Raw genomic sequence first — 25,861 nt, forward strand, 5'->3', positions numbered from 1 at the left:
CTCGTTATCCATAGGGAGAAAATTATGCGTCGTGGACAGAATATAATTAATGAAGAGGTGACTTTTGATGATAGCAAGCAGTTGGTATCAACTACAGACCTTCGAGGGATAACAACCTACGCCAACGATGCATTTTGCGCTGTATCTGGGTTCTCACGTGAAGAACTCGTTGGCAAAAATCACAACATTGTTCGCCATCCAGATATGCCCAAAGCAGCTTTCAAAGAGCTTTGGGATAAACTCAAAGCAGGCCATTCATGGCGCGGAGTTGTGAAAAACCGCTGTAAGGATGGCCGATACTATTGGGTTGACGCGTTTGTTACTCCTATTTTTGAGCATGGACAACTTACAGGTTATCAATCGGTACGCGTACGCCCTGATACTGGTCTCAAGCAACGTGCTCAAAAGCTGTATGACGCTATCAACCAAGGTAAAAGTATTTGGCATTGGAGCGAGCAATACAATTTGCGCAGAATACTTAGCTTTATGATCACCATCACTGCCTTGGTTACTGCATTTTGGTCTATCGGCACGATAGCAGCTTTATCGCTACTTCTTACCCTTGCCTTGCTAGTAGCAATAAATTACGACGAACTCATTCGGACTCCCCAAGCATTGCGTGCCCAGCAAGCGCAGTTCGATTCAGTCTCAAGATATGTATATAACGGTCATCATCCTTTTAGTATCGCACAATACAGCCAAGGTATGTTGCAGGCCAAGTTGCGCACCGTATTGGGGCGCATGAAAGATGCAACTTTGACATTCAAAGACATCGCCACGGGCTTGGATGAAAAATCAAGTAGTACAGAGCAAGGCATACAAGCACAGAGTCAACGTCTTAATTCAATCGCAACAGCCATGTCACAGATGAGTTGTACTATTGGCGAGATCTCACATAACACAGGCTCTACAGCCGAAAAGGTAGAGATAACACAGCAGCACTGTAAAGATATAAAGTCTTCCATGGCAGACAATGCTCACATGGTTAATACCCTAGCAGGACAAGTAGACGAAGCCGCGCAAACGGCTAACTCTTTGGCCAGTGAGGCAGAGAAGATCGGCAAGGTCATGACTGAAATCGAAGGTATTGCCGAGCAAACAAATTTGCTGGCACTCAATGCAGCAATAGAAGCCGCTCGCGCCGGAGAGCATGGCCGAGGATTTGCTGTGGTTGCTGACGAGGTCAGAGCTTTGTCTTCAAGAACACAAAATGCGACAAGCCATATTTATACATCAATCAAAGAAATTCAAGATACTTTATTTAGCTGGTCGCAGGTAATGCAAAGTACCAAAGACAGAGCCGATAACTGTGCGCAAGCCTCTCAACAAAGCCAACAAGCTTTAGAGACTATTTTTTCTCAAATAAGTGAGATAGCTCAGTCTGCTCAGGAAATCTCAGCGGCCGCTGAGCAGCAACAAGTGGTAAGCAGCGAAATAAACGATAATATAGGTAATATTAGCAAGCATGGTAACGACAACCTGCAACTAAGCTACCGTGTTGCAGAAGACGCAGCCAAACTGGTCGAAAGTGCGAATAAGATATCTGGGATGATCCTAACCTTTAGAACTTGATGAGAGCCTAAATAGATATCGAGCAACCAACAAAAAAGCCTGCACCTGACTAACGCCACTCGTTAAGATTATGAGATTTTGAAACAAGTTCACAATGACAAGAGCAATTAGGAAGATGACATTGACCAAACTCACATGTCCTCTTCCTGACGAAAGTCAGGATCTCTTAAGCGAATGGCATTATGCGTCTGACAGGCTTTTTATCTTTCAAAACTGGCTGTATTTAGTGGTCAGTTATCTTGGATCAGATCGCCGCTATCTTGTCCTATGCTCTTAAGTAGATAATCCAGCTTACCTTTGACTGTCTCGTGAAGCATTTCTCGATTAAAACGTATCCCCATCTGACAAGCCTTTGTGTTGCTGTTGGACTCTACAGCGATAAGCCGCACAGGCACGCCATACAACGGTTCAATCAGCATATTACCCTCATGATTTAAATCGAAGACATCTAGCTCTATGGAGTAGTTGTTAAACAAGTTCAACTCTCGGCTATATGTCAATTCAATTAACATACCCGTGTGGCTAATGTTTTTTACCACGCCTGCAAGCTTACGATTACTGGTTTGTATGCGCACTCTATGCTCAGGTAGACCCGACAAGCGTACAGCACCACGACGGTTCGCCGAATTCCAAGACTTCTGAATCGCATCTTCCAACTTTTCTGCACTGAATGGTTTCATTACATATTGCGATACACCATTTTGGATAGCTGCCAGCACATGCTCCTTATCTCCCAAAGAGCTCATCATAATAAAAGGCGTCAACTTATGTTTTTCTGACTTTCGAACAGTGCGAAGCAGTTCATCCCCATCCATTTGTGGCATTTGCCAATCAGCAATAATGATGTCAATCTGTCTTGCATTAAGCAGTTCAAGCGCTTCCTTACCATTGGTGGCGGTATAAACATTCTCCACACCCAAACGATTTTCTAGAGTGTTCCGCACTAGGTTGCGCACCAATTGGCAATCATCAACGATCAAAAAGCTCACATCTTGCATTTAATGCTCCGTAAATAGGAAAGAGAGATACACGGCAATCATAAAGCGCGAACATGATACAACAACGTCAGCGATTCCTTCATAACTTAGTTGTAGCACACCCAGCCCTGATAACAACAATTACATTGCTGTGGCTTTATGAACAATCGGCGTCTTCTCTAGGAATTATTAGGTAGGTTAAGACCCACAGCTTGCCTTCACTACAAAGTAGCAATACGGCGACTTAAACTTAGGTCCTTCAAGATTGGGAGGCGCTATACTCGCCCCGCGCGTTAGGGATTATACTCATTTTTGCGTAAAAAAACACTCACGTAACAGAAAAAAGAATGAGATTTAACGGTGGTTGGAGCAGTCAAACCATAAACACCATCACATAAAAGCTGAGCAGGCATAGGCTACAGCTTAGGCCTGCTCAAGTAGACTATTTTAGAAATACAATTTCGTCGTCTTGTACATCTACCGTAATACTGTCTCCGCTAACGAATTCTCCTGACAACAAGCGCTGAGCGAGTGGGTTTTCGATATATTGCTGCACCGCACGCTTTAATGGCCTTGCACCAAACACTGGGTCAAAACCACTGGCTGCAATTTTTTCAAGCGCAGCTGGCGTCAGGGTAAACTGATAACCCTTATCCGTCAGTCTTGACGTCAGTTTCTCTAACTGAATACTAGCAATTTGCTTGATATGCTCATCAATTAGTGGATGGAAGACCACGGTCTCATCTATACGGTTGATAAACTCAGGCCTAAATTGACTCGCAAGCACTCCCATAACTAATTCTTTAAGCGTCACATAATCGTTATTTCCAGCCTGCTCCTGAATGATGTCTGAGCCTAGATTAGAGGTCATGATGATCACAGTATTTTTAAAATCGACAGTGCGGCCCTGACCGTCCGTTAATCGACCATCATCCAACACTTGTAGTAAAATATTGAATACATCAGGGTGTGCTTTCTCAACCTCATCAAGCAATACCACTGAATAAGGTCGACGACGCACCGCTTCTGTCAAATACCCTCCTTCTTCATAACCCACATAGCCAGGAGGTGCCCCAACTAAACGTGCGACTGAATGCTTCTCCATAAACTCAGACATATCTATGCGTACCATGGCATCTTCGGTATCAAACATAAAATGCGCCAAAGCTTTGGTCAGCTCGGTTTTACCTACCCCCGTGGGCCCCAAGAATAGAAATGAGCCAATTGGACGGTTTGGATCAGCCAACCCTGCACGCGAGCGACGAATTGCATTAGCAACCGCATTTACAGCTTCATCTTGACCAATGACCTTCTTGTGTAGCTCGTCTTCCATTTGTAACAATTTTTCACGCTCTCCTTGGAGCATTTTTGCAACAGGAATACCGGTCCAACGCGACAAGATTTCCGCTATCTCATCTTCGCCAACCTGATTCTTAAGCAGACTCATCTCCTGCATTTCTGCTTGAGATGCTAGGTCTAGTTTACGCTCAAGCTCAGGAATACGACCATACTGCAACTCCGACATACGTTGTAAATCACTCGCTCGACGAGCCACTTCTAGGTCCAAACGTGCTTGCTCTAATTCAGCTTTTATTACCTGAGTGCCTTGCAATGAGGCTTTTTCAGCATTCCATACTTCATCTAGTTCTTTGTATTCAATTTCTAAGTCTGAAATCAGAGATTGCATCTCACTTCGGCGCTTTTGACTGGCCTCATCTTTTTCTTTGGCCAGTGCGTTGTCTTCAAGCTTTAATTGGATGATGCGACGCTCTAACTTATCCAATTGCTCTGGCTTCGAATCAATTTGCAAGCGAATAGAACTTCCAGCTTCATCAATTAAATCAATCGCTTTATCTGGTAACTGCCTGTCACTGATGTAACGATGTGATAGATTCGCCGCCGCAACAATGGCAGGATCGGTAATATCAACCGAGTGATGTAATTCATAGCGCTCCTTTAAGCCTCGCAGTATTGCTATGGTGTCTTCCACGCTTGGCTCACTGACGAATACCTTTTGGAATCGACGCTCAAGGGCTGCGTCTTTTTCGATGTACTGACGATATTCATCAAGGGTTGTAGCCCCAACGCAATGTAACTCACCCCGCGCCAATGCTGGCTTTAACATGTTACCAGCATCCATGGCTCCATCTGTTTTACCCGCCCCGACCATGGTGTGGATCTCATCAATAAACAAAATAACCTGACCTTCTTCTTTGGCCAGTTCATTGAGCACTGATTTGAGGCGTTCTTCAAACTCACCGCGATACTTAGCACCAGCAACCAAAGCGCCTAAATCTAACGATAGTACCCGTTTACTCTTTAAACCCTCTGGCACTTCACCGTTGATTATACGCTGTGCGAGCCCTTCTACTATCGCTGTTTTACCCACACCCGGTTCACCAATTAACACTGGGTTATTCTTGGTACGACGCTGTAAGACCTGAATAGTACGACGAATTTCATCATCACGGCCAATCACAGGGTCTAATTTACCTTGCTCTGCTCGCTCGGTAAGGTCAATGGTGTATTTTTCTAGGGATTGTCGGGTGTCTTCGGCATTGGGGCTATCTACTTTTTGCCCACCACGAATGGCTTTGATCGCGGCTTCTATTTTTGGTTGAGTAATATTCAAGGCTTTAAAAATATCACCCAATGGCCCTTTATCTTCACAGGCTGCGAACACAAACAATTCGCTGGAAATGTACTGATCTTTACGCTTTTGCGCATACTTATCGCATAAGTTAATGAGCGAAACGAGGTTGTTGGACAGTTGTACATCACCGCCTATTCCTTCAACTTTAAACACTTTTTCAATTGCTTGAGAGAGTTTACTGTTGAGCTCATCTGCACTCACTCCCGCTTGAGCGAGTAACGCCCGAACACTAGAGCCATTTTGCTGCAATAACGCATACATGAGGTGCACAGGTTCTATAAACTGGTGATCTCTTCCCAGTGCTAGAGATTGCGCATCTGAAAGTGCGGCCTGAAATTTACTGGTAAATCTGTCTAAACGCATTGTACATCTACCTATCAAAAACTATTAACTAGTTAATTAATGGGTATTGTTATGCGAATGTTCAAGTAACGAATGTGTAGAAAATAAGATTAATTGCGCCAGATCAAACTGGCCATCCGCCCTGTTTGACCGTCACGGCGATATGAAAAAAACAATTCACTTTGAGTGACTGTGCAAAATTGCCCGCCAAAAATTCGAATAACGCCCGCCTGTGCTAATTGTCGACGCGCAATACTGTATATGTCGGCAAGATACTTACCATTTTCCTGTAGGCTAAAATCGCTATGATGGGCTGAGCTTTGTGCGCAAAACTGTGCTTTAACCTCTTCCCCAACTTCAAACCTTAATGGCCCAATTGCAGGTCCAAGCCATGCATACAATTGCTCGGCTGAACTGTCGAACAGACGTAACGTATTAGCAATAACACCCTGCACTAAAGGTCGCCAACCACCGTGAATGGCTGCCACTTCAGTGCCTTGCTCATTACAGAGCAGTATAGGTAAGCAATCAGCTGTCATCACCGCTAGGGGTTGCTGTGCTATACGAGTGTACAAAGCATCAGCCTTAGGCCAAGGAATCGAGGCTGTACGACTGGTTAGCGCATACACCTTTGCGCCATGTACTTGTTCAAGCCACTGAGCAGGACGAGGCAAATACTCAAGCAACCGCTGGTGATTGCTATCAACAGCAGCGATTGAGTCACCAACATGATAGCCTAAGTTAAAACTGTCAAAAGGCCCTTGTGAGTCACCTCCAAGGCGCGTTGTGGACAACGCGCTAACTCGATGCTGAATTGGCCAATTGGGCAGTATCATCAAATATCCTTATAATGACAGATCCGGATTTACCTTAGTGTCTTCACGCAAAGCCTGCGTCAGAATCTGCATGTCTTCTGGTACTGGCGCCTCCCAAGTCATCATTTCACCCGTAATTGGGTGAGCAATACTCAGTTTAATTGCATGAAGTGCTTGGCGCTTGAAGTCTCTCAACTGTGCGAACAACTCAGGTGTAGCGTTACGAGGCGGACGTGGACGGCCACCGTATAGCTGATCCCCAATTAAGGGGTGGTTTAAATAAGCCATATGAACACGAATTTGGTGCGTGCGGCCTGTTTCAAGGCGTAAACGTAAACGCGTATGGGCACGAAACTTTTCCGCAACTCGGTAATGTGTTATGGCAGGTTTGCCCATTTCATGAATCGCCATATGTGTACGTTTTGTCGCATGACGACCAATCGGCTTTTCAACCATACCACCGGCTGTCATGGTCCCGTTGCATATTGCTTCATACTCACGGGTAAAGTTTTCTCGTGCCTGTAGATTCTTAACTAAATGGGTTTGCGCCTGAATAGTTTTTGCAACAACCATCAACCCGGTTGTGTCTTTATCCAAACGGTGCACTATACCCGCCCGAGGCACATTAATTATGTCCGGGTGATGGTGTAATAACGCGTTCAACACCGTACCGTCGGGATTACCTGCACCTGGGTGCACCACCAATCCCATTGGTTTGTTGATCACAAGAATATCATCATCTTCATACACAATGTCTAGTGCGATATCTTGCGCTTCATATTCGCGCGGGGCTTCAATCTGAGTTTCGATTGCAACCACTTCTCCACCGAGTAACTTCTCTCTTGGTGTATTGAAAACGGCACCATCTACGGTGACTTTATCATCTAAAATCCAAGTTTTTATTCTCGAACGTGAAAAATCAGGGAACAATTGCGCCAAAATTTGGTCTAGACGTTTACCACCTAATTCGGTTGGGACTTCAGCTTGAAGGGAAATTTGCTCTGACATCTGTAACTTTACCTAATTTACCAGTGCAAGCTGTGCTCGACTGGGTTAGAATCGCATAAATGCATAGTTTACTCGGTTTTACCGACTTGGCCTAGCCGAAGACAACAAAGGTAGTAAAATAAAATGATAAATAACTTAAGGACGCGCGCCTTTGCCATTGTACTTAGCGCCTCATTTTTAGGCTTAGCAGCCTGCTCTTCAGCGCCAGAACAAGATGAAATAGAACGCGTACCAAATAAATCAGCCCAAGCTTTATATGAAGATGCCAAAGAAACTTTGGACTCAGGTTTGTATGCTCGCGCGATTGAGTTATTGAGCGCAATAAATGCTCGATATCCTTTTGGCCCATACTCTCGCCAAGTACAGATGGATTTAATATTTGCTTATTACCAAACAGGTAATACAGATCAGGCTCTGGCAAATATTGACCGCTTTATACGTTTAAACCCTAATCATAAAAATCTAGACTACATGTACTACATGCGGGGCTTAGTCAACATCAAAGCGGATGAAAACGCATTCCAAGACTATTTTGGCGTCGACAGAGCTGACCGAGATGCCAACCGAACTCGCGTAGCATTTCAAGATTTATCAACTCTGATTAACAGCTACCCAGATAGCGCTTATGTACCTGAAGCTAAAAAACGTCTCGTTTGGCTGCTAAACAAAATGGCACGCTATGAGCTAAAAGTGGCCCAGTATTACTTTGAACGTGAAGCCTATTTAGCCGCGGCGAACCGTGGTAAATACGTTGTTGAACATTACTCTCAAAGCAGCTATCTCAATAATGCATTAGAAATCATGGAAAAAAGCTATGAAAAGCTTGGCTTAAGTGATCTCAGTGAGCATGCGCGCCAAACTAGAGAGTTAAACAAACGCTAAACTTAGCAACATATTGAAGCTAATCTAAAAAATCCCCGCAAGAGTGCGGGGATTTTTATTATATTTGACTTTAAAACAAGGATTAAATAGCGTCTTCGTCTTCTTCACCGGTACGAATTCGCACCACACGTTCAACTTCTGTCACGAAGATTTTACCATCGCCTATTTTCCCAGTTTGAGCAGTTTTCAGAATAACATCAATCGCACGCTCTACGTCTTCGTCAGCCAGTACGATATCAAGCTTTACCTTTGGCAAAAAATCCACCATGTATTCCGCGCCACGATATAGCTCTGTGTGACCCTTTTGACGACCAAAGCCCTTTACTTCGCACACGGTCATACCTGTAATACCAACGTCTGACAAAGCTTCCCTTACGTCATCTAACTTAAATGGTTTAATTATCGCTTCTATTTTTTTCATGGTCTTGCACTTTACTATGATGGTGCATCGATTTTAATCAATCCTAAAAACGTTAGCAAACAAAGTCATTGCGTTAAGGTAAAAAACCGCGCCATAATGAAGAAAACTAAAGTTGGACTCACTGTTGAATATGCGCCCTCATGTGTTTAAGTCTCGCGGACTCACTCTTATTGAATTACTTATAACTCTCACCATTTTCGCTACCTTGGCTGCAATCGCCTTTTATAGCAATGAGAATATATTGAGCAATAATCGTGCAGAGTCATACCTAATTGAACTTAAACGCAATATTACCTTTGCACGAGCAAAAGCAGCCGCGGATGATCAAGTTGTGATCCTATGCCCCGTACAGCAAGAAAAACTTGTTAGTAGTACTGATTTCAGCTGTCAACCAAATTGGTCTGATAATGCTCTGGTGACATTTGTCGACTTAGATAACGATGGCCAGTTCGACAGTGATAAGGACACTATAATACGTGCATTAGACCCAATTACTAATGTCGATACACTGAGCTTTAGCGCACCTTTCATCCGCTTTGATGGAAGTGGCCAAATTACGAGTGCTGTGGGGAGGTTTCTTTATTGCCCTGGAGCTGAAGATGCTAAAAATCAAATGCTTACTGTGACCCTATCTGGCAATGCATTATTCAATGGGACAAGTGAGGCTAACTGTGACTAGTGAGCCAAATTGACCTTGTGTTTACTTGGAAATGCGCTAGCTTTAATTGAATTAGCAAATTGTATAAGGTCCAAGGATGGACATTGTTATGCACTCCAAAACAGCAGGGGTGACCCTGTTTGAAACACTTGTCACTATGGCTATCATGGCTGTTTTGCTCACACTCGCACTGGCCAGCTATGGTGAAATCGTATCTGAGCACAGACCTGAATACACCCTCAAACGAATTAAACATGCGTTAAGTCTCGCTAAAGCACACGCTAGTGCTTCTGGCACTCAAGCTACAGTTTGTCATCTCGATCGCAACCGCTGTAGCGATAATCAGTGGCACAAATCAATTACAGTCTTTATTGATAGGGGTGAACCGACAATATTTGATGCAAATGATAAACGCTTATATGAGCTTGAGCCGATACACGCTGCCGATACATTAATTTACCCACGTCGTGCGATTGTGTTTACCCGCGATGGGTCAATTAAAGGCTTTACCAATGGCACCTTTGTTTACTGTTTGCCTGAACATCAAGGTCTATCAAGTGGCTTAGAAATGAGTATTAGCAACTCAGGAAGAGCGCGTCTTCGAGATACTAAAAAGTGTCCATTGTAATTTACTTTTGATTCCAACATTGTTTCGCTGAACCACTTCCGGTACTCAGTTTTTGCCCGAGCTCGTTAATTTTAAGCACTGTACATTGCGTATCATTCTTCACAGGGCCCGCTACTGGGGTTGCCTTTACGACAAATTCATTGTCTTTCACTTCAAGTGAAATAGTGTAATAGCCTCTTTCTGTTGTTTCAGACACGCCTATATCTGACAACGTGTCTGTATAGGTACGATTATCAACATAATATTGCTCTTGTCTGTTCGCAGCATCGAGCAATAACACGATTGCTTCCGCTCTGGCTGCTTTGACTACATGGGCTTGATAGCTAGGATAGGCAACTGACACAACAATGCCTAAAATGACTAATACAATCAGTGCTTCAAGCAATGTAAATCCGCAAACACTATTTTTACTTTTCATCATTTTGCTCTTTTTTATAGATAAACATTTGTCGTGTTGTTAAGCCAAAATCCAAGCCTGGATTTACCAAAGAAACCTTACCATTAACCAACACCGGCACAGGATCGTCCACCAGCGTCGAAGGTGTCCACGGAGTCCCCGCAGAAGGACCATCTTCTTGACTATTCACGGTAGTATCTAATGCAGGGCCAACCATTCGCACCACTGTTTTACAGCTTTCAGTTTCAGTCTTCCCCTCACAGCTAAAGTAAACTTTAGGGGTATCCGGTACTGTATGGGTAGTTTCATATTTCAACTGTCCATATACCTGTGTTCCATAATGCAGATGAAAAGCGTATAAGCTCCCTTTTCCTGTCGACACCTCACAACGACTGACATTTGCAGGAGGTGTAAAGGACGTAAAGTAGGCGATACCGCCAGCTACTACTGGCGCAGCCAAAGACTTTTCACTACCGGAAAGTGCATACTTCCAACCCTTGAATGTGCCCAATGTTGCTTCAACATCGGTAAACCCTTCCAAGCTGTTGCGCTGTAACGCGAATGGATCCCCAGTTATGTCCATTAAATCATTTATTTTTATTGTATCGGGTACATCCGTTTGAAATGACTGAGTGACCGTATGCTCATCCCTGACCATAAATAGAAAATCATTAACACCCGTTAAAGTAGGCCGTGAGCGGTTACCAGAACCTAAAATCACCGCCTCATATGGAGTATCTTTTCGCGTTTTAATATTGCCGTTAGGGGTAGAGGTTACCGTTACTTTACTGAAAAACGTTCTCACCACCGCAGGCTTATAAAAGAAGCGACGATCGCCACTGGAACCGCCTTGCGCTAGTTGAGCTAACTTAAAATGAGTCCATGCTTTGTCACCCCCACTAGGGTCTGCTCCCGGTATATCGACCCGCCATACATCGCCTCCAGTGTCTGCAAAGTAGAGCCTATCAGTGAAACCATCGTAATTTGAATCCAGCATGGCAACATCCCCTGCAACACTATGTACTCCCTTATACCCTGTTTGTGGTGTCAATGCCCAAACCAACGTACCCGTTGCAGCATCCAACACGAAAATACCACGGCCAACCTGATCCGTTGTTTTGGTATAATTGTCTTTACCTGTGTCGTAACCTGCCCCGAAGATAAGTACTGGTGAATCTCCTTTTGCCTCTATATACGTCACTTCTGGTTTTGACCAACTCTGTCCAAGTTCTTCAAAACCACCTTGACCACCAATTAAAGGCCCTCCCCACATCAACTTCGGATTATCTGGAGAGGTAATATCAAAGGCATAGTATCGTGTGCCACCACGACGCATTCCAGCAAATAACCAGACCTTGTCGTTGCCATCTACCACGCCATTTTTCTGAGTATCATGGAAATAAATGGTTAACGGTCCATCCATGCCATATAGCTTCGTATCCGGTTTGTTGTAACGTATATCTGAGACATTTTTAAATAAATACTCAGGCATAAAGGCCCAGCTTTCTTGTACCGTGTCGCCGCTGTCTTTAAACATGTGTAAAAAACCGGCGTTAGTACCAACAACAACACGTATATCACCATTGCCATAGTCCATGGATACAGGCTTAGAATGCAAAGGATCTCCAAAGATAGTCTCGCGGCGCTCCTGTGTATTGTTATCTTGATCTTCATCATCTACATCCTTGCCATAGAGCCAGTCCATGGTTTTTTGCAGTTGCGAAGCATTAGTACCAAACTTTCGAGCAAATTTATTTCTGTTCTTATATCTAGATACTCCCTCACTGATAGTGAAAGGAAGTAACGAGCCAGTACCAAAATCGGAATATATTGTACGTGTGATTTGTTGACTTAGTTGGTAATTTACCCCACCGCGCTTCACACTGTTGCCATCTTGAGAAGCACTTTGTGACCAAAAAGTAGTAGCACTTGCTTTGATTAAACCTTTCTCATCTAGTGCAGCGGCGCCGTGCATATCAACAACTGTATCATTTGAAAACTTAAGCTTTTTAAGGTTACCTTGCCAGCGCGTATGACTCTCTGGATAGAACATAGTGTAATAAAGCGACTCTCCACTTCGAGTGTGATCTGAACTACTGGTTGATACAGAAGGCGATGAGAAGCTGTCGTTGAGCTGGCGAATATTGTCGATTTGATTTTTTAACGCTTCTGATAGCTCATGCGGAGTATTCGCTTGTGTATAAATACCTCCCCCAAAATCCGCTGTTTTTTGCAAGATTTCGGTGCCTTCATCACTCATACCTCGACCAAACCCAATAGTGTACACCCGCCCTCTGTCCTCTACATTTCCAGCTTGTGTATATAAATCAGGCTTATGACGAATAATTTCAGCAAGTGCTGGCATATAACTTTCATGCACAGTGGTCGCGCTTTTTGAAAATGTATTCCAGTATTCTGTGGCAATATTCCAATTACTTTGACTATCATTGGAGGGGTCACCATCAGTCATCACAATCACATTTGCCGAGCTACTACAAATGTTTGGATCACTAGCTATAGACGCGAACGGTGAGATATAGTTACTGTAGCGTTCAACACTGGTGTCTCGATGCGGCGATGGCCAATGCCAAGAGTAATAACGACTGCTACCCGTGAGGTATAAATATGCTTCCCACAAGGTTTCACTTAACGGTGTTGCCCCGTTAGCCTCCAGTGCGTTGATCTGATGTTTGATTGTACTGGTACGTGAGCCCAACCCCGCCAGTATGTAACCGCCATTACTGTCATTGAAGCGCATGAGTCCAAAATCAATATCTGGGTTGTCATTAACTAAGGTCGTAATAGCTGTTTTGGCCACGCCTAAGCGATTATCTGCACATAGAATGTACCTGTCGTAAATATAATCATACCCACAATCGTTCCCTGTGGTACTAGAAAACGCCATACTCCCAGAGGTATCAAACACCACCATAACTCGAGGTTTTTGAGTTACATCAGCATTGCGCTTTATGTACAGCTCAATATCTTCAGCCATCACATGAGTCGTTATTAATCCGAGTAAAAGTAACCACCATTTCAACATCTTAACGACCCTCTCTCACACTGAGCATTTCTTGGCCAACACCTGTTACCACGGTAATAGTATATTGATTCTTACTACCATAAGTAATTGTTGTTTCGAGTTGAGTCATATTACATATCACACCATTAGTTGCACTGTATGAACGTGGACAATTAACTTCCATCGGGCCATTATTTAGGCTCGTTACTTTGTTTTTTGCACCATTCAACCCATCAAATGTGCTATTCCCTTGCTCTAACTGCTCTTTGCTAAGTGTAAATAAACTTCGCTCTTCGAGTGCAGCCTGTTGCGCGACAGCTCTTTGCACCTCTCCCATCAACAAACTTTCAGCTTCTTCACGTTCTTGCGCTGCATTGGTAATTTTTAAATCAATACTACTGGTACTCATCAAAGTGACTGCAATAGCTGTCACAGCCACTATCATGATCATCGCAGTGATCAATACTATGCCTCTTTGTTGATTTACAAACGCCATAATATTGACCCCATATTGTTAAGTCTTATTGTGGTAGAAAACACCGTACGACGAAAATTATCGTTGAACGTATGTATCCGTTTGTCTGGATCTGAGCCTAAGGTGTAAGTTTGATTTGCTAACTTTAAATCTGGGTCTGGCTCTAACGCTCTGACCAAAATAAATAACTGGACCGTTAGAATACCATTGAGTCTTTCCCAATCCGATGCAGTCATATCTTCAGTGCTTCTATAACTGTCTACTCGGTTATCAGCATTCGTATCAATCCCAAATACCAAGCGTAAATCTTCAACGCCTTCCATCACCGTTTCACTGATCATGCCACCGTTAACTGTTAAGCGACGGCGTGACAACACTGGGATTGTGATAGCTTGATCTCGCAATGTAACTTGTTGCTCACTCACGTAGTAAACATGATGACTATAAGGCCAAAGTGTTGAATTTACAGTGGGTAATGCCGTGCGCTGCTGACCCGAAGTGAATATTGCCTGCTCCTGATCAGCGATAAAATAGTAGCGATTAGCTTGCATAGCTGCACTATTGGGCAACTGATTACCTTCTAGGAATTTGAGTTGTACAGCTTCTGTGTTTTTCTTCGCATTCGAAATACAGTTAAGTGTATTATCTGTTGCGACAGCGGCATAAATGGAACGAAAATTGGCCGGTGCGGTATCCGGAAAACTGCCATTGTTAATACCACCAAAGCAATCTCCTCTAGGGTTACCAACGGAATCAGCCATAGTGACGTTCTCATCGCTAAAACCGGCTTCGTAAAAGGTTCCCCAAAATCCAACCTGTTCTATATCACGAGCTAAGATAGACAAAGCCAATCGACCCGTCTCTTGCATTTCACCAATGACGAGCGTGTCTCTGGTAGTTACCTTCATGCTGACATATGTTGCAACTACCCCACCGAGTATCAATGCTCCAATAAACAGAGCGATCAACAGCTCAACAATAGAAAAACCCTTCTCTCGCATCAGCTTAAGCCCTCACTAACACATAACTGTTAATCACAACGAGTCTGCGCCTGTCATTTTTTTCACCACAGTTAATTGCTTGGTTTTGAGTACTTGCTTTCATCGCTTGCTTACCTTGCCAAGCAATAACAACCTCTACGTTATATCCTCGGTTACGCGTCCCCCCAACCACAGAAGGGGTAATGCACACCGTAGTGTTATCCAGAGAACCGGTATTTTCTCTAGCGCGAATAGCCTGCCTCCAATGCTCAATATCCATAGCCGCGATGCTGGCTGAATCACATTGCTGACTAAAGCACCTATTAACGGGGTTAAGCGTTGAAGAACTATTAAATACCAATTTATAATTAGTGCTTAGCGCCTGCGTATCATTCACCCTCAGACGTTGAACTATGTCTTTCGCTAAGGCAATAGCCGCAGCTCTTTGCATTGCATCAAAACTGGCTTGCTTGGCCTTAGCTTGCAATGCTACCGCACCGAGTAAGCCAAAGCTCAGTACCATAAATGCAATCAGCACCTCAAGCAACGTAAAACCAGTATTGTGTGACGATATGATCCGCATAAAAAATCTAAAAATGGAGCTTCATGACTCTAGCCTATAATTTTGCAAAAGATAAGCAAGTAGTTTGGTGGTAAACGGTTGACTGGACCGATAAACGGTTAATATCCCGACTTCAATGCTTGAGCCGCACGACGACTCACCGAGATTGCTTCTGGGTAGCCATTTACCCGAACATGGTAACCATTATGGTCATAAGTCAATGATTGCATCTGGGTACGCTTCACTAAGGTATTCCTGTGTACCTGTACAAAATGTTCAGGATAAAGTACCTGCAACTGTTTAAGGCTCATATCCACTACAGCTTCTCCGCCATTAAAAAACAACTGAGTATATTTATCATCGGCACGAGCAACCAATACCTCAGATACTTCCAACCAGCGGGTTTGGTTGCCAACGGAGTACTTAATTCTTGGTGGAAACAAATGCCTTAACAAAGCATGCAACTCACTTTGCTGTACAGGTTTCACCAAGTAACCACTAGCAAACACCCCAAATGCCTCTAAAGCATAGTCGGGATGTGCGCTGATGAATATCACTTTGGGAGGACTATCCATCTCACTGAGCAGCTTAGCGACTTCTAGCCCATCCATACCTGGCATACTAATATCCAGCAATACTACCTTTGGTTGATGGCGCTCAACCAAAGATATGACTTCCTCAGCACAACCCGTTTGTGCACAACATTCGTAATCGGATAAAGAGGATAATAGGCGTTGAATTCGCTGCCGTGCTAATGGCTCATCGTCCACCACTATATATTTCATTGCTGCAGCCCCTTAGGCACACTTAACGTAACAGTATATACATGCTCGGTCTGTTCAATTTGCAAACTTGCTCGTTCGCCAAAGTGATGCGCTAATCTGGCTCGAATATTATTTTGCGCAATGCCATGCCCTTGATGAGAAACTTTGTCAGAACCGGCATAGCTATTACTGATTGTGAGCACCACATGCTGTTGCTCTACCTGTAAAAGCACATTGATCTGAGTGACCTTACTGGCGGGCTCTACACCATAGATGACCGCATTTTCAAGCAAAGGCTGTATTGTAAGTACAGGTAGTTGAATCTTAGGGATCGATTCAGGTAAATGCCAATTGACCATTAGCCGCTCACCAAAGCGCCAATGCTCTAACGCTAAATATTGCTTTGCTAATTGTAGTTCATCACTCAACCAAGTTAATTGCTGTGCTCGCATGGTAGCTTTACATAACTGCGCCAATGTTAGCACCGCTTGCTCCGCATCATCAGCATCGCTATGTGCAAGCTCAGCGATAGTGTTTAAACTGTTGTACAAAAAGTGTGGCCGAATACGTGCGCTCAGTGCTTCAAACTCGACTTTAGAGAGTGCTTCAACAGTTTGCAGCTTGTCCAAAAAAATTGTCATTGAGTGAATAAAAAATAACGATATAAACAAACATATCGCCATATTTTTCAATATAAATGTCCAATCTAAAGCACCATCATAAAGAGGAGAAAAGTAACTGACAGCCATACTTGACAGCGCGGTAGTACACTGAAATATCACTAGAATTAATACAACTTGGCTGGGTAAGCTGAAGCGGCTCACGCTATGACGCAAGCTGTAAAGTGTACTGAAGCCAACGGCGCTCACACAATGAATAAAAAGACTGAAGATACCAAGGCGAACCCAAACATCTTCATAGCTCAGAGGTGCAAATGCAAGCACACAGGCGAGGATTTGAGAGGTGATCAGCATCGCCAATACACCTCTGGCGGTAATAATGGTAGGTAGCAGCTGTGAAGTTAAATCGTTCGACTTAAGCATGACACGCCGCTTAGTAAATTATCTAAGCTCAACTGGCACAGCAAAGACCACGTTTTCTTCTTCGCCCGGGTTTTCCACAACCGTCTTTCCACCAAGTTCTTTTAAGCGCGTAATAACTTGCTGTACTAACACCTCCGGTGCCGACGCTCCAGCCGTTACACCGACGCTCTGAACATCTGTAAACCAGTCAGGTTCAACACTGTTTGAATCGTCGATAAGATAAGCACACGTGCCCATCTTATCAGCCAACTCTCGTAAACGGTTTGAGTTAGAACTGTTTTTAGCACCGACCACTAATAGCACGTCAACTTTATCGGCTAAATCCCTTACTGCATCTTGACGGTTTTGTGTGGCATAGCAAATATCATCTTTGCGTGGACCATGGATCTGCGGAAACTTTACGCGTAGGGCATCTATCACGTCAGCCGTATCATCTACTGATAAAGTGGTTTGGCTGCAATAGAACAAGTTAGTATCGTCTTTAACTTGCAACTTAGCGACATCCTCTGGCGTCTCTACCAAATAGATCCCCCCGTTAGGGTTATCATACTGCCCCATTGTGCCTTCAACCTCAGGGTGACCGTGGTGTCCAATCAAAACACACTCAATTCCCTTGCGGCTTGCTCGGGTCACTTCCATATGTACCTTAGTAACCAATGGACAGGTGGCATCAAACACTTTTAGCTCACGGCGTTTAGCTTCTTGGCGCACCTGTTGTGATACACCATGCGCACTAAAAATAACAATGCTATCGTCTGGTACTTGATGCAGTTCTTCAACAAACACCGCACCCCTTTTGCGCAAGCCATCGACCACATACTTGTTGTGTACCACTTCATGGCGCACATAAATGGGCTTTTCGAAGATATCCAGCGCTCTTTCCACAATGCTGATCGCTCGGTCTACGCCTGCACAAAATCCTCTTGGGTTCGCCAGCAAAATGTCCATTAGTTTCTTACCTCTAAAATATCGACTTCAAAGGTCACAGGTTGGCCCGCTAGTGGATGGTTAAAGTCAACCGTCACAGAGTCACCCGCCACTTCGCGAATAAGTCCAGGTAACTCGGTGCCATCAGGCTGAGTAAATGCGATAATATTACCTACCTTTGCAGGCGCATCAGCACCGAATTTGCTACGATCAAGGTAATAAATATTGTCTGGATTTGGTTGCCCAAATGCGTCCTCAGGTTGCAAATCAAACGACTTACTATCTCCCGCTTTTAAGCCTAGTAAACATTTTTCAAAGTTTTCCGTCAGACTTCCATCACCCATAAACAGCTTTGCAGGTTTATTGTGGACCTTAGTAGAGTCCGCCGCAGAACCATCTTCTAGCTTAATAGAAAAGTGAAACACAACTTCAGATTGTGGGCCAATCACTTGCTCACTCATACTTTTTTCTCCTGCGCTTTGTCACCTTTAAAGGCGTCAAAAATTAACAGTGCAGCGCCACCTACAATCGCCATATCTGCGATGTTAAACGCTGGGTAATGCCAGGTTTGGTAATAAAAGTGAAGAAAGTCAATCACATAGCCATGGATTAATCTATCTACCAAATTACCTAATGCGCCCGCTAATACCATTGAGTAAGCACAGCACAACACCCAACTTCGCGCAGGCAGCTTTTTAAGCCAATATAACAATAAGACACTAATACCTATTGCGATAGCACTCAAGAAATAACGTTGCCATCCCCCAGCATCACTCAAAAAACTAAAGGCAGCTCCATAGTTGTGCATATAGGTAAAATTAAAAAATGGTAACAGCTTTATAGACTCATAAAGCTCCATATTAGCAACCACTACAGCCTTGGTTACGTAGTCTACTGCAAAAAGCAGTAGACTCAGCCATAACCAGACTAAACCACTTCTTTGGGTTGTGTTAGTCACTTAATGCTCCTATGCAAATTGACGCTGTTCGCCATCACCTTCTACGTTGCTCACACAACGTCCACATAAGTCGTCATGTTCATCATGTTGACCTACATCATCACAATAATGCCAACAGCGCTCACATTTAGCCGCTTCTGTCGCATTAATCGAGATGTATAAACCATCAATTTCCGTTGAAATAGCATGTTCTGGCTTGCTATTAACCACTTCGACTTTGGCTTTTGAAGTCAATAATACAAAACGTAGCTCATCACCAATTTGCTGTAACGATTGTGCTAAATCACCACCCGTATACAAAGTCACTTCAGCTTGCAATGTCGCGCCTATAAGCTCTTCTTTACGCGCATTTTCAAGCACGCGATTTACTTCATCACGTACCGCAAGCAGATTCTGCCAGTACTCATTGTTCAACGCGCCTTCCGTTACATTCTCAAGGCCTGAGTACCATACATCAGTGAACACAAACTGACCGCGTTCACCAGGTAATACTTCCCAGATTTCTTGAGCTGTGAAACTCATTATAGGTGCCATCCAACGTGTCATAGCTTCAGCGATATGGTAAAGCGCAGACTGACATGAGCGACGAGCATGGCTATCTTTCTTTGCCGTATACTGGCGGTCTTTAATCACATCTAAATAGAATGAACCTAACTCACCGGTACAGAAATTCATCAGCTTCTGTGTAACAACCAACATATGGTAGTGGTCATAAGCATGAATTATTTCTTTCTGTAACGCAGCCGCTCGTGCCACAATCCAACGGTCCAACTCAACCATATCTTCTACTGCAACTAAGTCAGTTGCGGGGTTGAAACCGCTTAAGTTAGCCAACAAGTAACGGCTTGTGTTACGGATGCGGCGGTAACGATCAGCAGAGCGCTTGAAAATCTCATCCGATACCGTCATTTCTGCGGTGTAATCTGTTGAAGCCACCCATAAACGCAGAATATCAGCGCCCAGCTTATTCATTACATTTTGCGGCGATATCACATTACCTAACGACTTTGACATCTTGCGACCGTTTTCATCCACGGTGAAGCCATGAGTGAGCACTTGGCGATAAGGCGCATGGCCATTGATCGCTACTGACGTCATCATAGATGACATAAACCAGCCTCGGTGTTGATCTGAACCTTCTAGGTATAAATCCGCAGGTCCAGTTAGCTCTTCTCGTGCATCAACCACACAAGCGTGTGTCACACCTGAGTCAAACCATACATCTAATGTGTCTTGTACTTTAACAAACTGTTCTGCATCGTCACCCAGTAAACTAGCAGGTTCTAAGTCATACCAAGCTTGAATACCCTTTTGCTCAACCAATTTAGCAACTTGCTCAATCAGTTCATTGGTATTTGGATGTAATGCTCCCGTGTCTTTATCAACGAATAGAGCAATAGGCACGCCCCAAGTACGCTGGCGAGAAATACACCAGTCTGGGCGACCTTCAACCATGTTCGCAATACGGTTTTCGCCCCACTCTGGGATCCACTGCGTCTTTGCAATTTCAGCAAGTGAGTCTTGACGTAAGTTTGCTTGGTCCATGCTAACGAACCATTGAGGTGTCGCTCGGAAAATAATTGGAGTTTTGTGACGCCAACAATGCGGGTAGCTATGCTGCAAAGCATGGTGATGCATTAACGTGCCATTCTCTGCAAGCAATTCTACGATGCTCGCATTGGCTTTAAACACATGTTGACCCGCGAAAATTGGTGTCTCTGGCAAGAACACACCATTTGCACCAACTGGGTTCGCAACTTCTAAGCCATATGCAAGACCCGCTGAGAAGTCTTCCGGGCCGTGACCAGGTGCAGTGTGAACGATACCAGTACCAGAATCAGTGGTAACATGGTCACCTAAAATAACCGGTACATCTATCTCAAGGAAAGGGTGAGCTACACGCAGGTTTTCTAGTGCCTGACCATTTACATATCCCAATACATGAAAATGCTTAAAGCCAAAGCGGTCCATTGCATCCTTGACCAGCTCTGAGCCTAAGATGATACGCTGCTCTTTACCTTCATCTTCAACTTGTACCAATGCATATTCAAGCTTAGCGTGAACAGCAACTGCACGGTTCGCTGGTAATGTCCATGGTGTAGTAGTCCAGATCACTGTGCTTACGGTGCCTTGTCCTTCATGCCCTTCAGCTAGATTAAATGCACTGACTACCGCTTGCTGATCAACAAAATCAAAACGCACATCAATCGCAGGTGACTGCTTGTCTTGATATTCAACTTCTGCCTCAGCTAGTGCTGAACCACAATCTGTACACCAATGAACTGGCTTAGCACCTTTGTGCAAATGTCCATTATTAATAATACGACCAAGCACTCTGATAGCATTCGCTTCGAAATCAAAGTTCATGGTTAGATAAGGCTTATCCCAATCACCAAGTACACCTAGGCGTTTAAAGTCTGTTTTTTGACCTTCTACTTGCTTAGCGGCATATTCACGACACTTCTGACGAAACTCAGCAGCCGTCACTTTTTGACCCGGCTTGCCAACTTTCTTTTCAACTTGTAGCTCAATAGGTAATCCGTGGCAGTCCCAACCAGGAACATACGGCGCATCAAAATCAGATAGCGTCTTGGATTTTACGATGATGTCTTTTAGGATTTTGTTAACTGAGTGACCCAAATGAATATCACCATTGGCGTACGGAGGGCCATCGTGCAAAATAAATGGCTTCTTACCTTTTTTCGCGTTACGAATTTGACCGTATAAGTCTTGTTCATACCAAGCATTAAGCATTTTTGGCTCGCGTTGCGCTAAGTTACCGCGCATTGGAAACTCAGTTTCCGGTAGATTTAAAGTATGTTTGTAGTCGCTCATTTATCCTAGTTTCCGTATCGGCTACTTAAAATTAAAACATTGTTTAGCAGCAGCAACATCTTCGCTGATTTGCGCCGTTAATTGTTCCAATGTATCGAATTTTTGCTCATTGCGAAGCTTCTTGATCAGCTCCACCTGCATAAAATGTCCATAGACATCTTGGTTAAAATCAAATAAATGCACCTCTAAAAGTGCTTTGGTACCATTTAGCGTAGGTTTGTTTCCTACGTTAGCAACACCGTTGTATTGCACTGCGGCAACGGTTGCTCGCACGGCAAATACTCCTCGTACGGGATTTACCTGCCTCTTTAACGCGATATTCGCGGTTCGAAATCCAAGCTCCCGTCCTTTCTTCCAGCCATGTATCACACGCCCGGAAATTGAATAGGTATGTCCCAGCATTTGATGAGCTTTATCGAGCTCACCTTCACTAAGTGCCTGCCTGATTAACGTGCTACTTACTCGGTGATCGTCTCTTCGAAAGCTCTCAGTGCTTTTAACATGCATACCATGCACTTTGCCAAGGCGCTGCAACATCGTAAAGTCACCCTGTCTAGCTCGGCCAAAGCGAAAATCATCACCGACCGTTAACGCTTTAACACCCAACTTATTTATCAGCACCTGTTCAATAAAGCTTTCGGCTTGCTGACTGGCAAACTTAGCATTAAAACTGACACAAATAACGCGGTCTATGCCCAGCTTAGACAGCAAAACAAGTTTATCTCTAAGGCGAGTGAGTCTCGCAGGCGCTTTCTCCTTCGCAAAAAACTCTTGCGGCTGAGGTTCAAACAGCATCACCGTACTAGGTAAGCCATATAGCTGTGCGTCTTGCTTCAGCCCCTTTAGAACCTCAACATGGCCCAGATGCACTCCATCAAAGTTACCAATGGTCAACACACAGCCAAAATGATGTGGCCGGATGTTATGGATACCTCTGATCAGTTGCATAGTTTCAATGCCTTATTTAAGCAATAGTTGAAAGTGAGCGATTATACCCAAGTTACCTAAAAATGCGAACATCTAGATATCTTAAGACAAGCTCAACTTCGAGATAGGCTCAGCTGTACATTCGCAATCAATCACGCAGGTCTTTGATTGTTGTTGGCCTAACACCAAATAACAGCATCAAACCAAAATAAACCACCATCGCCATCACCAACAGCATTGCGAGTAAAGCTATCTGCTCCATCAATAACCAGCTTTGCCATGGATATAATGTAGCCACATATCCAACACTCACAGCCATCACAACAGCTGCAACCATGCATTTAACCGCAAAACCCCATGTAAAACCAGACACGCGATAAACCCCATCACTATTGAGACGGCGATACAGCAACAAAGCATTACATGTAGCAGAAAGAGAGGTTGCTAACGCAAGTCCCAAGTAGCCGATAAACGGCGCCAGTATAATATTAAACACCATGTTTAGTACTAAAGTTACAATACCTATTCGAACCGGTGTTCTCGTATCTTGACGCGCATAAAACCCTGGAGCTAGCACCTTTATCATCATGAAACTAACCAGTCCCACCGAATAGGCGGCTACACCGTAGCTTACTGCTTGAACATGATCTACCTCAGCGGATGAAAAGGCTCCGTGATCAAACAAAACAGTAATGATAAGCGGACTTATTGCCATCAATCCGAACATCGCAGGAAACCCGAGGAACAAAATAAAACGTACTCCCCAGTCCAGAGTTTTTTGAAAGTCTTCTAACTTGTCTCCTGCATGTAGTTTGGATAATGCAGGTAAGATCACGGTGGCAATACCAATACCAAATAATCCGAGTGGAAACTCAATCAATCTATCTGAATAATAAAGCCAAGATATCGACCCCGTTACCAACAAAGATGCTATTACGGTATCGAGTAGCAAGTTAATTTGGCTAATAGATACACCAAACATGGCTGGAAGCATCAGCTTACGCACCTTACTCACTTGAGGCGCATGCCAAGCAAACGTAGGGCGACTTAACACCCCAAGGCGTAACAAAAAAGGTAACTGAAACGCTAGTTGCACCACTCCACCAACAAATACACCCACAGCAAGGGCATAGGCATTTACAGAAAATGCATCATGCAAAAATATGGCACAGCTTATGATGGAAATGTTTAGCAACACAGGTGTAAACGCAGCAACCGCAAATCGGTTATAAACATTCAGTATTGCACCACTGAGCGCCACTAGGCTGATAAAAAATAAATAGGGAAAGGTCAATTTTAGTAAACTGCTAGCTAGTACGAATTTCTCAGCATTTGGTCCACCTTGCCACCAATCAACAAACCAACCCGTACCAAAAAGAGCCGCTATAACTGGAGAGCCAACCACACCTAGAATTGTGACACACATCAAAATCGTGCCCAAAGTACCCACTGCTTGAGCGACAAATAAGCGCACCTCATCATCACCATGCTTCTCTTTGATTTCTGAAAGCACTGGCACAAACGCTTGAGCAAAAGCCCCCTCAGCAAATAGGCGACGTAAAAAGTTGGGGATCCGATTGGCAAATAAAAAAACATCCGCAGCTAATCCCGCACCTAGCAAGTTTGCCACCACGGCATCACGTACTAACCCCATTACACGCGATATCATGGTCATCGCACTGACTATCATGCCAGACCTAAATAACCCTTTGGCCACCCTTTCCCCCAAATTAAAACCACCCGTAAAACCTACCAATTATGCCATAGGATCATGATTCTATGACAATCTAATTGCATGCAAACAGCCGTAGAGTAAAATTTCTTAGCCTAACACTATGTGAACGAAGTAAGGTTTGCTACAATGCGCTCCATTAATCGCAACAGCCGAGGAATTTCTTTGGCATTGATGTGATTCAATGGTCTGAGAGTGCTTGATAGAGAGCTTTTTGCTTGCTGTTTTGCAAGGTCAGGCCACCAATGTGAAAGAAACAAAGGCCGCAGTTGTCAAAATTTATTGACTTTTGCGATTAAAACAGGCATATTCCTCGGCCTTTAAATTAAGCTTATTTTAAGATTGTTAGGAGCAAACCTTGGCTAACATCAAGTCTGCAAAAAAACGCGCTATTACTAGCGAAAAACGCCGCCAGCACAACGCAAGCCGTCGTTCAATGATGCGCACTTACTTCAAAAAAGTAGTAGCTGCTATTGAAGCTGGTGACAAAGAAGCTGCAACTCAAGCATTTGCTGTTGCAACACCTATCCTAGACCGTTACGCAACTAAGGGTCTAATCCACAAAAACAAAGCTGCTCGTCATAAGAGCCGTTTAGCTGCTAAAATCAAAGCACTATAATTTGTTTTTGATTAAAAAAACCGACGAAAGTCGGTTTTTTTATGTCTAAAATACACTCCATGGCCTAACTTATCTCTAACTCCGGATAGAATTTTTTCAACATTGCTGCAATCTTCTTTGGTGAAAACGGTTTTACCACAAATCCCTTAGCACCTAATTCAATTGCATCTTTTACATTTTCTACCGTTGAATGAGCTGACACCATTACTACATTAAGATCTGGATTGATGTCATTAAGCTGTGCGATGATCTCTTTGCCATCTCCATCTGGTAATTCTATATCTAGAAACACGATATCAAAATGTTGCTCCTCACATGCGTTAATGCATTGTCGAACAGTTGATGCTTCTTTAACATGCTCAATTCCTAGGTGCATTAAGGTTTGGTGTAAAAAGCTACGTACCGTTCCCACATCATCGACGATTAATATTGAGATTTGCTGATCCATAATCCTTTCCCATAGGCTGCGACATAAAAATACGCTATTATTAAGATGATAGAACTATTATAGAGTGCTGCAACTAAAAGGCTACATCTAAGCATGGCAAACAATTTAAATAAGCAAAAAAAACAAAAAAAAGCTCAGCTACTTGGACAAGTAAAGGGACAGCACAAGGCCCGCATTAAAAGAACACCTCATAAAGGTAATTTGACGTTTGAAAAG

24 protein-coding genes are annotated in these 25,861 nt (G+C 43.7%); 5 read left to right on the forward strand and 19 right to left on the reverse strand.

Annotated features, from left to right (window positions below; all coding sequences use genetic code 11):
* The first annotated feature begins 24 nt into the window (after positions 1–24).
* Positions 25–1,572, forward strand: a complete 1,548-nt coding sequence (locus BIW53_RS13610) for a methyl-accepting chemotaxis protein (RefSeq protein WP_070992555.1) — start codon at positions 25–27, stop codon at positions 1,570–1,572.
* Between the two features lie 230 nt (positions 1,573–1,802).
* Here BIW53_RS13610 and BIW53_RS13615 read toward each other — a convergent pair whose 3' ends face one another.
* The 4 genes from BIW53_RS13615 to rluD form a co-directional block, all read right to left on the reverse strand.
* Complete coding sequence (locus BIW53_RS13615) at positions 1,803–2,570, reverse strand: response regulator (RefSeq protein WP_070992556.1); 768 nt, start codon at positions 2,568–2,570, stop codon at positions 1,803–1,805.
* A 421-nt stretch (positions 2,571–2,991) separates the two neighbouring features.
* Positions 2,992–5,565 carry an ATP-dependent chaperone ClpB gene (gene clpB, locus BIW53_RS13620; protein ID WP_070992557.1) on the reverse strand — a complete coding sequence of 858 codons (2,574 nt, stop codon included), beginning with the start codon at positions 5,563–5,565 and terminating at the stop codon, positions 2,992–2,994.
* A gap of 89 nt (positions 5,566–5,654) precedes the next feature.
* Positions 5,655–6,380, reverse strand: coding sequence for a peptidoglycan editing factor PgeF (pgeF, locus tag BIW53_RS13625; protein ID WP_070992558.1), 726 nt, complete (start codon positions 6,378–6,380; stop codon positions 5,655–5,657).
* 9 nt (positions 6,381–6,389) lie between these two features.
* Positions 6,390–7,367 (reverse strand): 23S rRNA pseudouridine(1911/1915/1917) synthase RluD, encoded by a 978-nt coding sequence (gene rluD, locus BIW53_RS13630; RefSeq protein ID WP_070992559.1) that lies wholly within the window; start codon positions 7,365–7,367, stop codon positions 6,390–6,392.
* Between the two features lie 123 nt (positions 7,368–7,490).
* On the opposite strand from rluD, the gene BIW53_RS13635 reads away from it, so the two are divergent.
* Positions 7,491–8,249 (forward strand): outer membrane protein assembly factor BamD, encoded by a 759-nt coding sequence (locus BIW53_RS13635; RefSeq protein ID WP_070992560.1) that lies wholly within the window; start codon positions 7,491–7,493, stop codon positions 8,247–8,249.
* Positions 8,250–8,331: 82 nt separating this feature from the next.
* Here the strand turns inward: BIW53_RS13635 and glnB are convergent, their stop codons facing one another.
* Positions 8,332–8,670: a nitrogen regulatory protein P-II gene (gene glnB, locus BIW53_RS13640; RefSeq protein WP_070986635.1), complete on the reverse strand. Its 339-nt coding sequence runs from the start codon at positions 8,668–8,670 to the stop codon at positions 8,332–8,334.
* 142 nt (positions 8,671–8,812) lie between these two features.
* Here glnB and BIW53_RS13645 point away from each other — a divergent pair, with 142 nt between their 5' ends.
* Together BIW53_RS13645 and BIW53_RS13650 are read left to right on the forward strand one after the other, a co-directional pair.
* Complete coding sequence (locus BIW53_RS13645) at positions 8,813–9,349, forward strand: GspH/FimT family protein (protein ID WP_175442142.1); 537 nt, start codon at positions 8,813–8,815, stop codon at positions 9,347–9,349.
* Positions 9,350–9,437: 88 nt separating this feature from the next.
* Complete coding sequence (locus BIW53_RS13650; protein WP_175442143.1) at positions 9,438–9,956, forward strand: GspH/FimT family pseudopilin; 519 nt, start codon at positions 9,438–9,440, stop codon at positions 9,954–9,956.
* A gap of 1 nt (position 9,957) precedes the next feature.
* Here BIW53_RS13650 and BIW53_RS13655 read toward each other — a convergent pair whose 3' ends face one another.
* The 13 genes from BIW53_RS13655 to murJ form a co-directional block, all read right to left on the reverse strand.
* Positions 9,958–10,377, reverse strand: a complete 420-nt coding sequence (locus BIW53_RS13655; RefSeq protein ID WP_084228162.1) for a type IV pilin protein — start codon at positions 10,375–10,377, stop codon at positions 9,958–9,960.
* Positions 10,364–13,396, reverse strand: coding sequence for a pilus assembly protein (locus BIW53_RS13660; RefSeq protein ID WP_070992564.1), 3,033 nt, complete (start codon positions 13,394–13,396; stop codon positions 10,364–10,366). Before BIW53_RS13660 ends, BIW53_RS13655 begins: the two co-directional genes overlap by 14 nt.
* Before the next feature lies 1 nt (position 13,397).
* The gene (locus tag BIW53_RS13665) at positions 13,398–13,871 is read right to left on the reverse strand and encodes a pilus assembly protein PilX (RefSeq protein ID WP_070992565.1); all 474 of its coding nucleotides are present in this window, start codon (positions 13,869–13,871) and stop codon (positions 13,398–13,400) included.
* Entirely contained in the window at positions 13,859–14,851 is a 993-nt protein-coding gene (locus tag BIW53_RS13670; protein ID WP_070992566.1) for a PilW family protein, read from the reverse strand. The genes BIW53_RS13665 and BIW53_RS13670 overlap by 13 nt, the downstream gene beginning before the upstream one ends.
* A 4-nt stretch (positions 14,852–14,855) precedes the next feature.
* A complete protein-coding gene (gene pilV, locus BIW53_RS13675; protein ID WP_070992567.1) occupies positions 14,856–15,413 on the reverse strand; it encodes a type IV pilus modification protein PilV in 558 nt (185 codons plus the stop codon).
* Between the two features lie 98 nt (positions 15,414–15,511).
* Positions 15,512–16,177, reverse strand: coding sequence for a LytR/AlgR family response regulator transcription factor (locus BIW53_RS13680; protein WP_070992568.1), 666 nt, complete (start codon positions 16,175–16,177; stop codon positions 15,512–15,514).
* On the reverse strand, positions 16,174–17,199 hold the full coding sequence (locus BIW53_RS13685) for a sensor histidine kinase (protein WP_070992569.1): 1,026 nt from the start codon (positions 17,197–17,199) through the stop codon (positions 16,174–16,176). Before BIW53_RS13685 ends, BIW53_RS13680 begins: the two co-directional genes overlap by 4 nt.
* An 18-nt stretch (positions 17,200–17,217) precedes the next feature.
* Positions 17,218–18,147, reverse strand: coding sequence for a 4-hydroxy-3-methylbut-2-enyl diphosphate reductase (ispH, locus tag BIW53_RS13690; protein WP_070992570.1), 930 nt, complete (start codon positions 18,145–18,147; stop codon positions 17,218–17,220).
* Positions 18,147–18,587 (reverse strand): FKBP-type peptidyl-prolyl cis-trans isomerase, encoded by a 441-nt coding sequence (fkpB, locus tag BIW53_RS13695; RefSeq protein ID WP_070992571.1) that lies wholly within the window; start codon positions 18,585–18,587, stop codon positions 18,147–18,149. Before fkpB ends, ispH begins: the two co-directional genes overlap by 1 nt.
* On the reverse strand, positions 18,584–19,084 hold the full coding sequence (gene lspA / locus BIW53_RS13700) for a signal peptidase II (RefSeq protein WP_070992572.1): 501 nt from the start codon (positions 19,082–19,084) through the stop codon (positions 18,584–18,586). Before lspA ends, fkpB begins: the two co-directional genes overlap by 4 nt.
* Positions 19,085–19,093: 9 nt before the next feature.
* A complete protein-coding gene (gene ileS, locus BIW53_RS13705) occupies positions 19,094–21,919 on the reverse strand; it encodes an isoleucine--tRNA ligase (RefSeq protein ID WP_070992573.1) in 2,826 nt (941 codons plus the stop codon).
* A 21-nt stretch (positions 21,920–21,940) separates the two neighbouring features.
* Complete coding sequence (gene ribF / locus BIW53_RS13710) at positions 21,941–22,867, reverse strand: bifunctional riboflavin kinase/FAD synthetase (protein WP_070992574.1); 927 nt, start codon at positions 22,865–22,867, stop codon at positions 21,941–21,943.
* A gap of 127 nt (positions 22,868–22,994) precedes the next feature.
* Entirely contained in the window at positions 22,995–24,563 is a 1,569-nt protein-coding gene (gene murJ / locus BIW53_RS13715) for a murein biosynthesis integral membrane protein MurJ (protein ID WP_281179882.1), read from the reverse strand.
* Between the two features lie 373 nt (positions 24,564–24,936).
* Here murJ and rpsT point away from each other — a divergent pair, with 373 nt between their 5' ends.
* Entirely contained in the window at positions 24,937–25,197 is a 261-nt protein-coding gene (rpsT, locus tag BIW53_RS13720; RefSeq protein WP_070992575.1) for a 30S ribosomal protein S20, read from the forward strand.
* Between the two features lie 64 nt (positions 25,198–25,261).
* On the opposite strand, the gene BIW53_RS13725 is transcribed toward rpsT, so the two are convergent.
* Positions 25,262–25,645, reverse strand: a complete 384-nt coding sequence (locus BIW53_RS13725) for a response regulator (RefSeq protein WP_070986620.1) — start codon at positions 25,643–25,645, stop codon at positions 25,262–25,264.
* Between the last annotated feature and the right edge of the window lie 216 nt (positions 25,646–25,861).

Source organism: Pseudoalteromonas byunsanensis (assembly GCF_001854475.1).
Classification (GTDB): Bacteria; Pseudomonadota; Gammaproteobacteria; order Enterobacterales; family Alteromonadaceae; genus Pseudoalteromonas; species Pseudoalteromonas byunsanensis.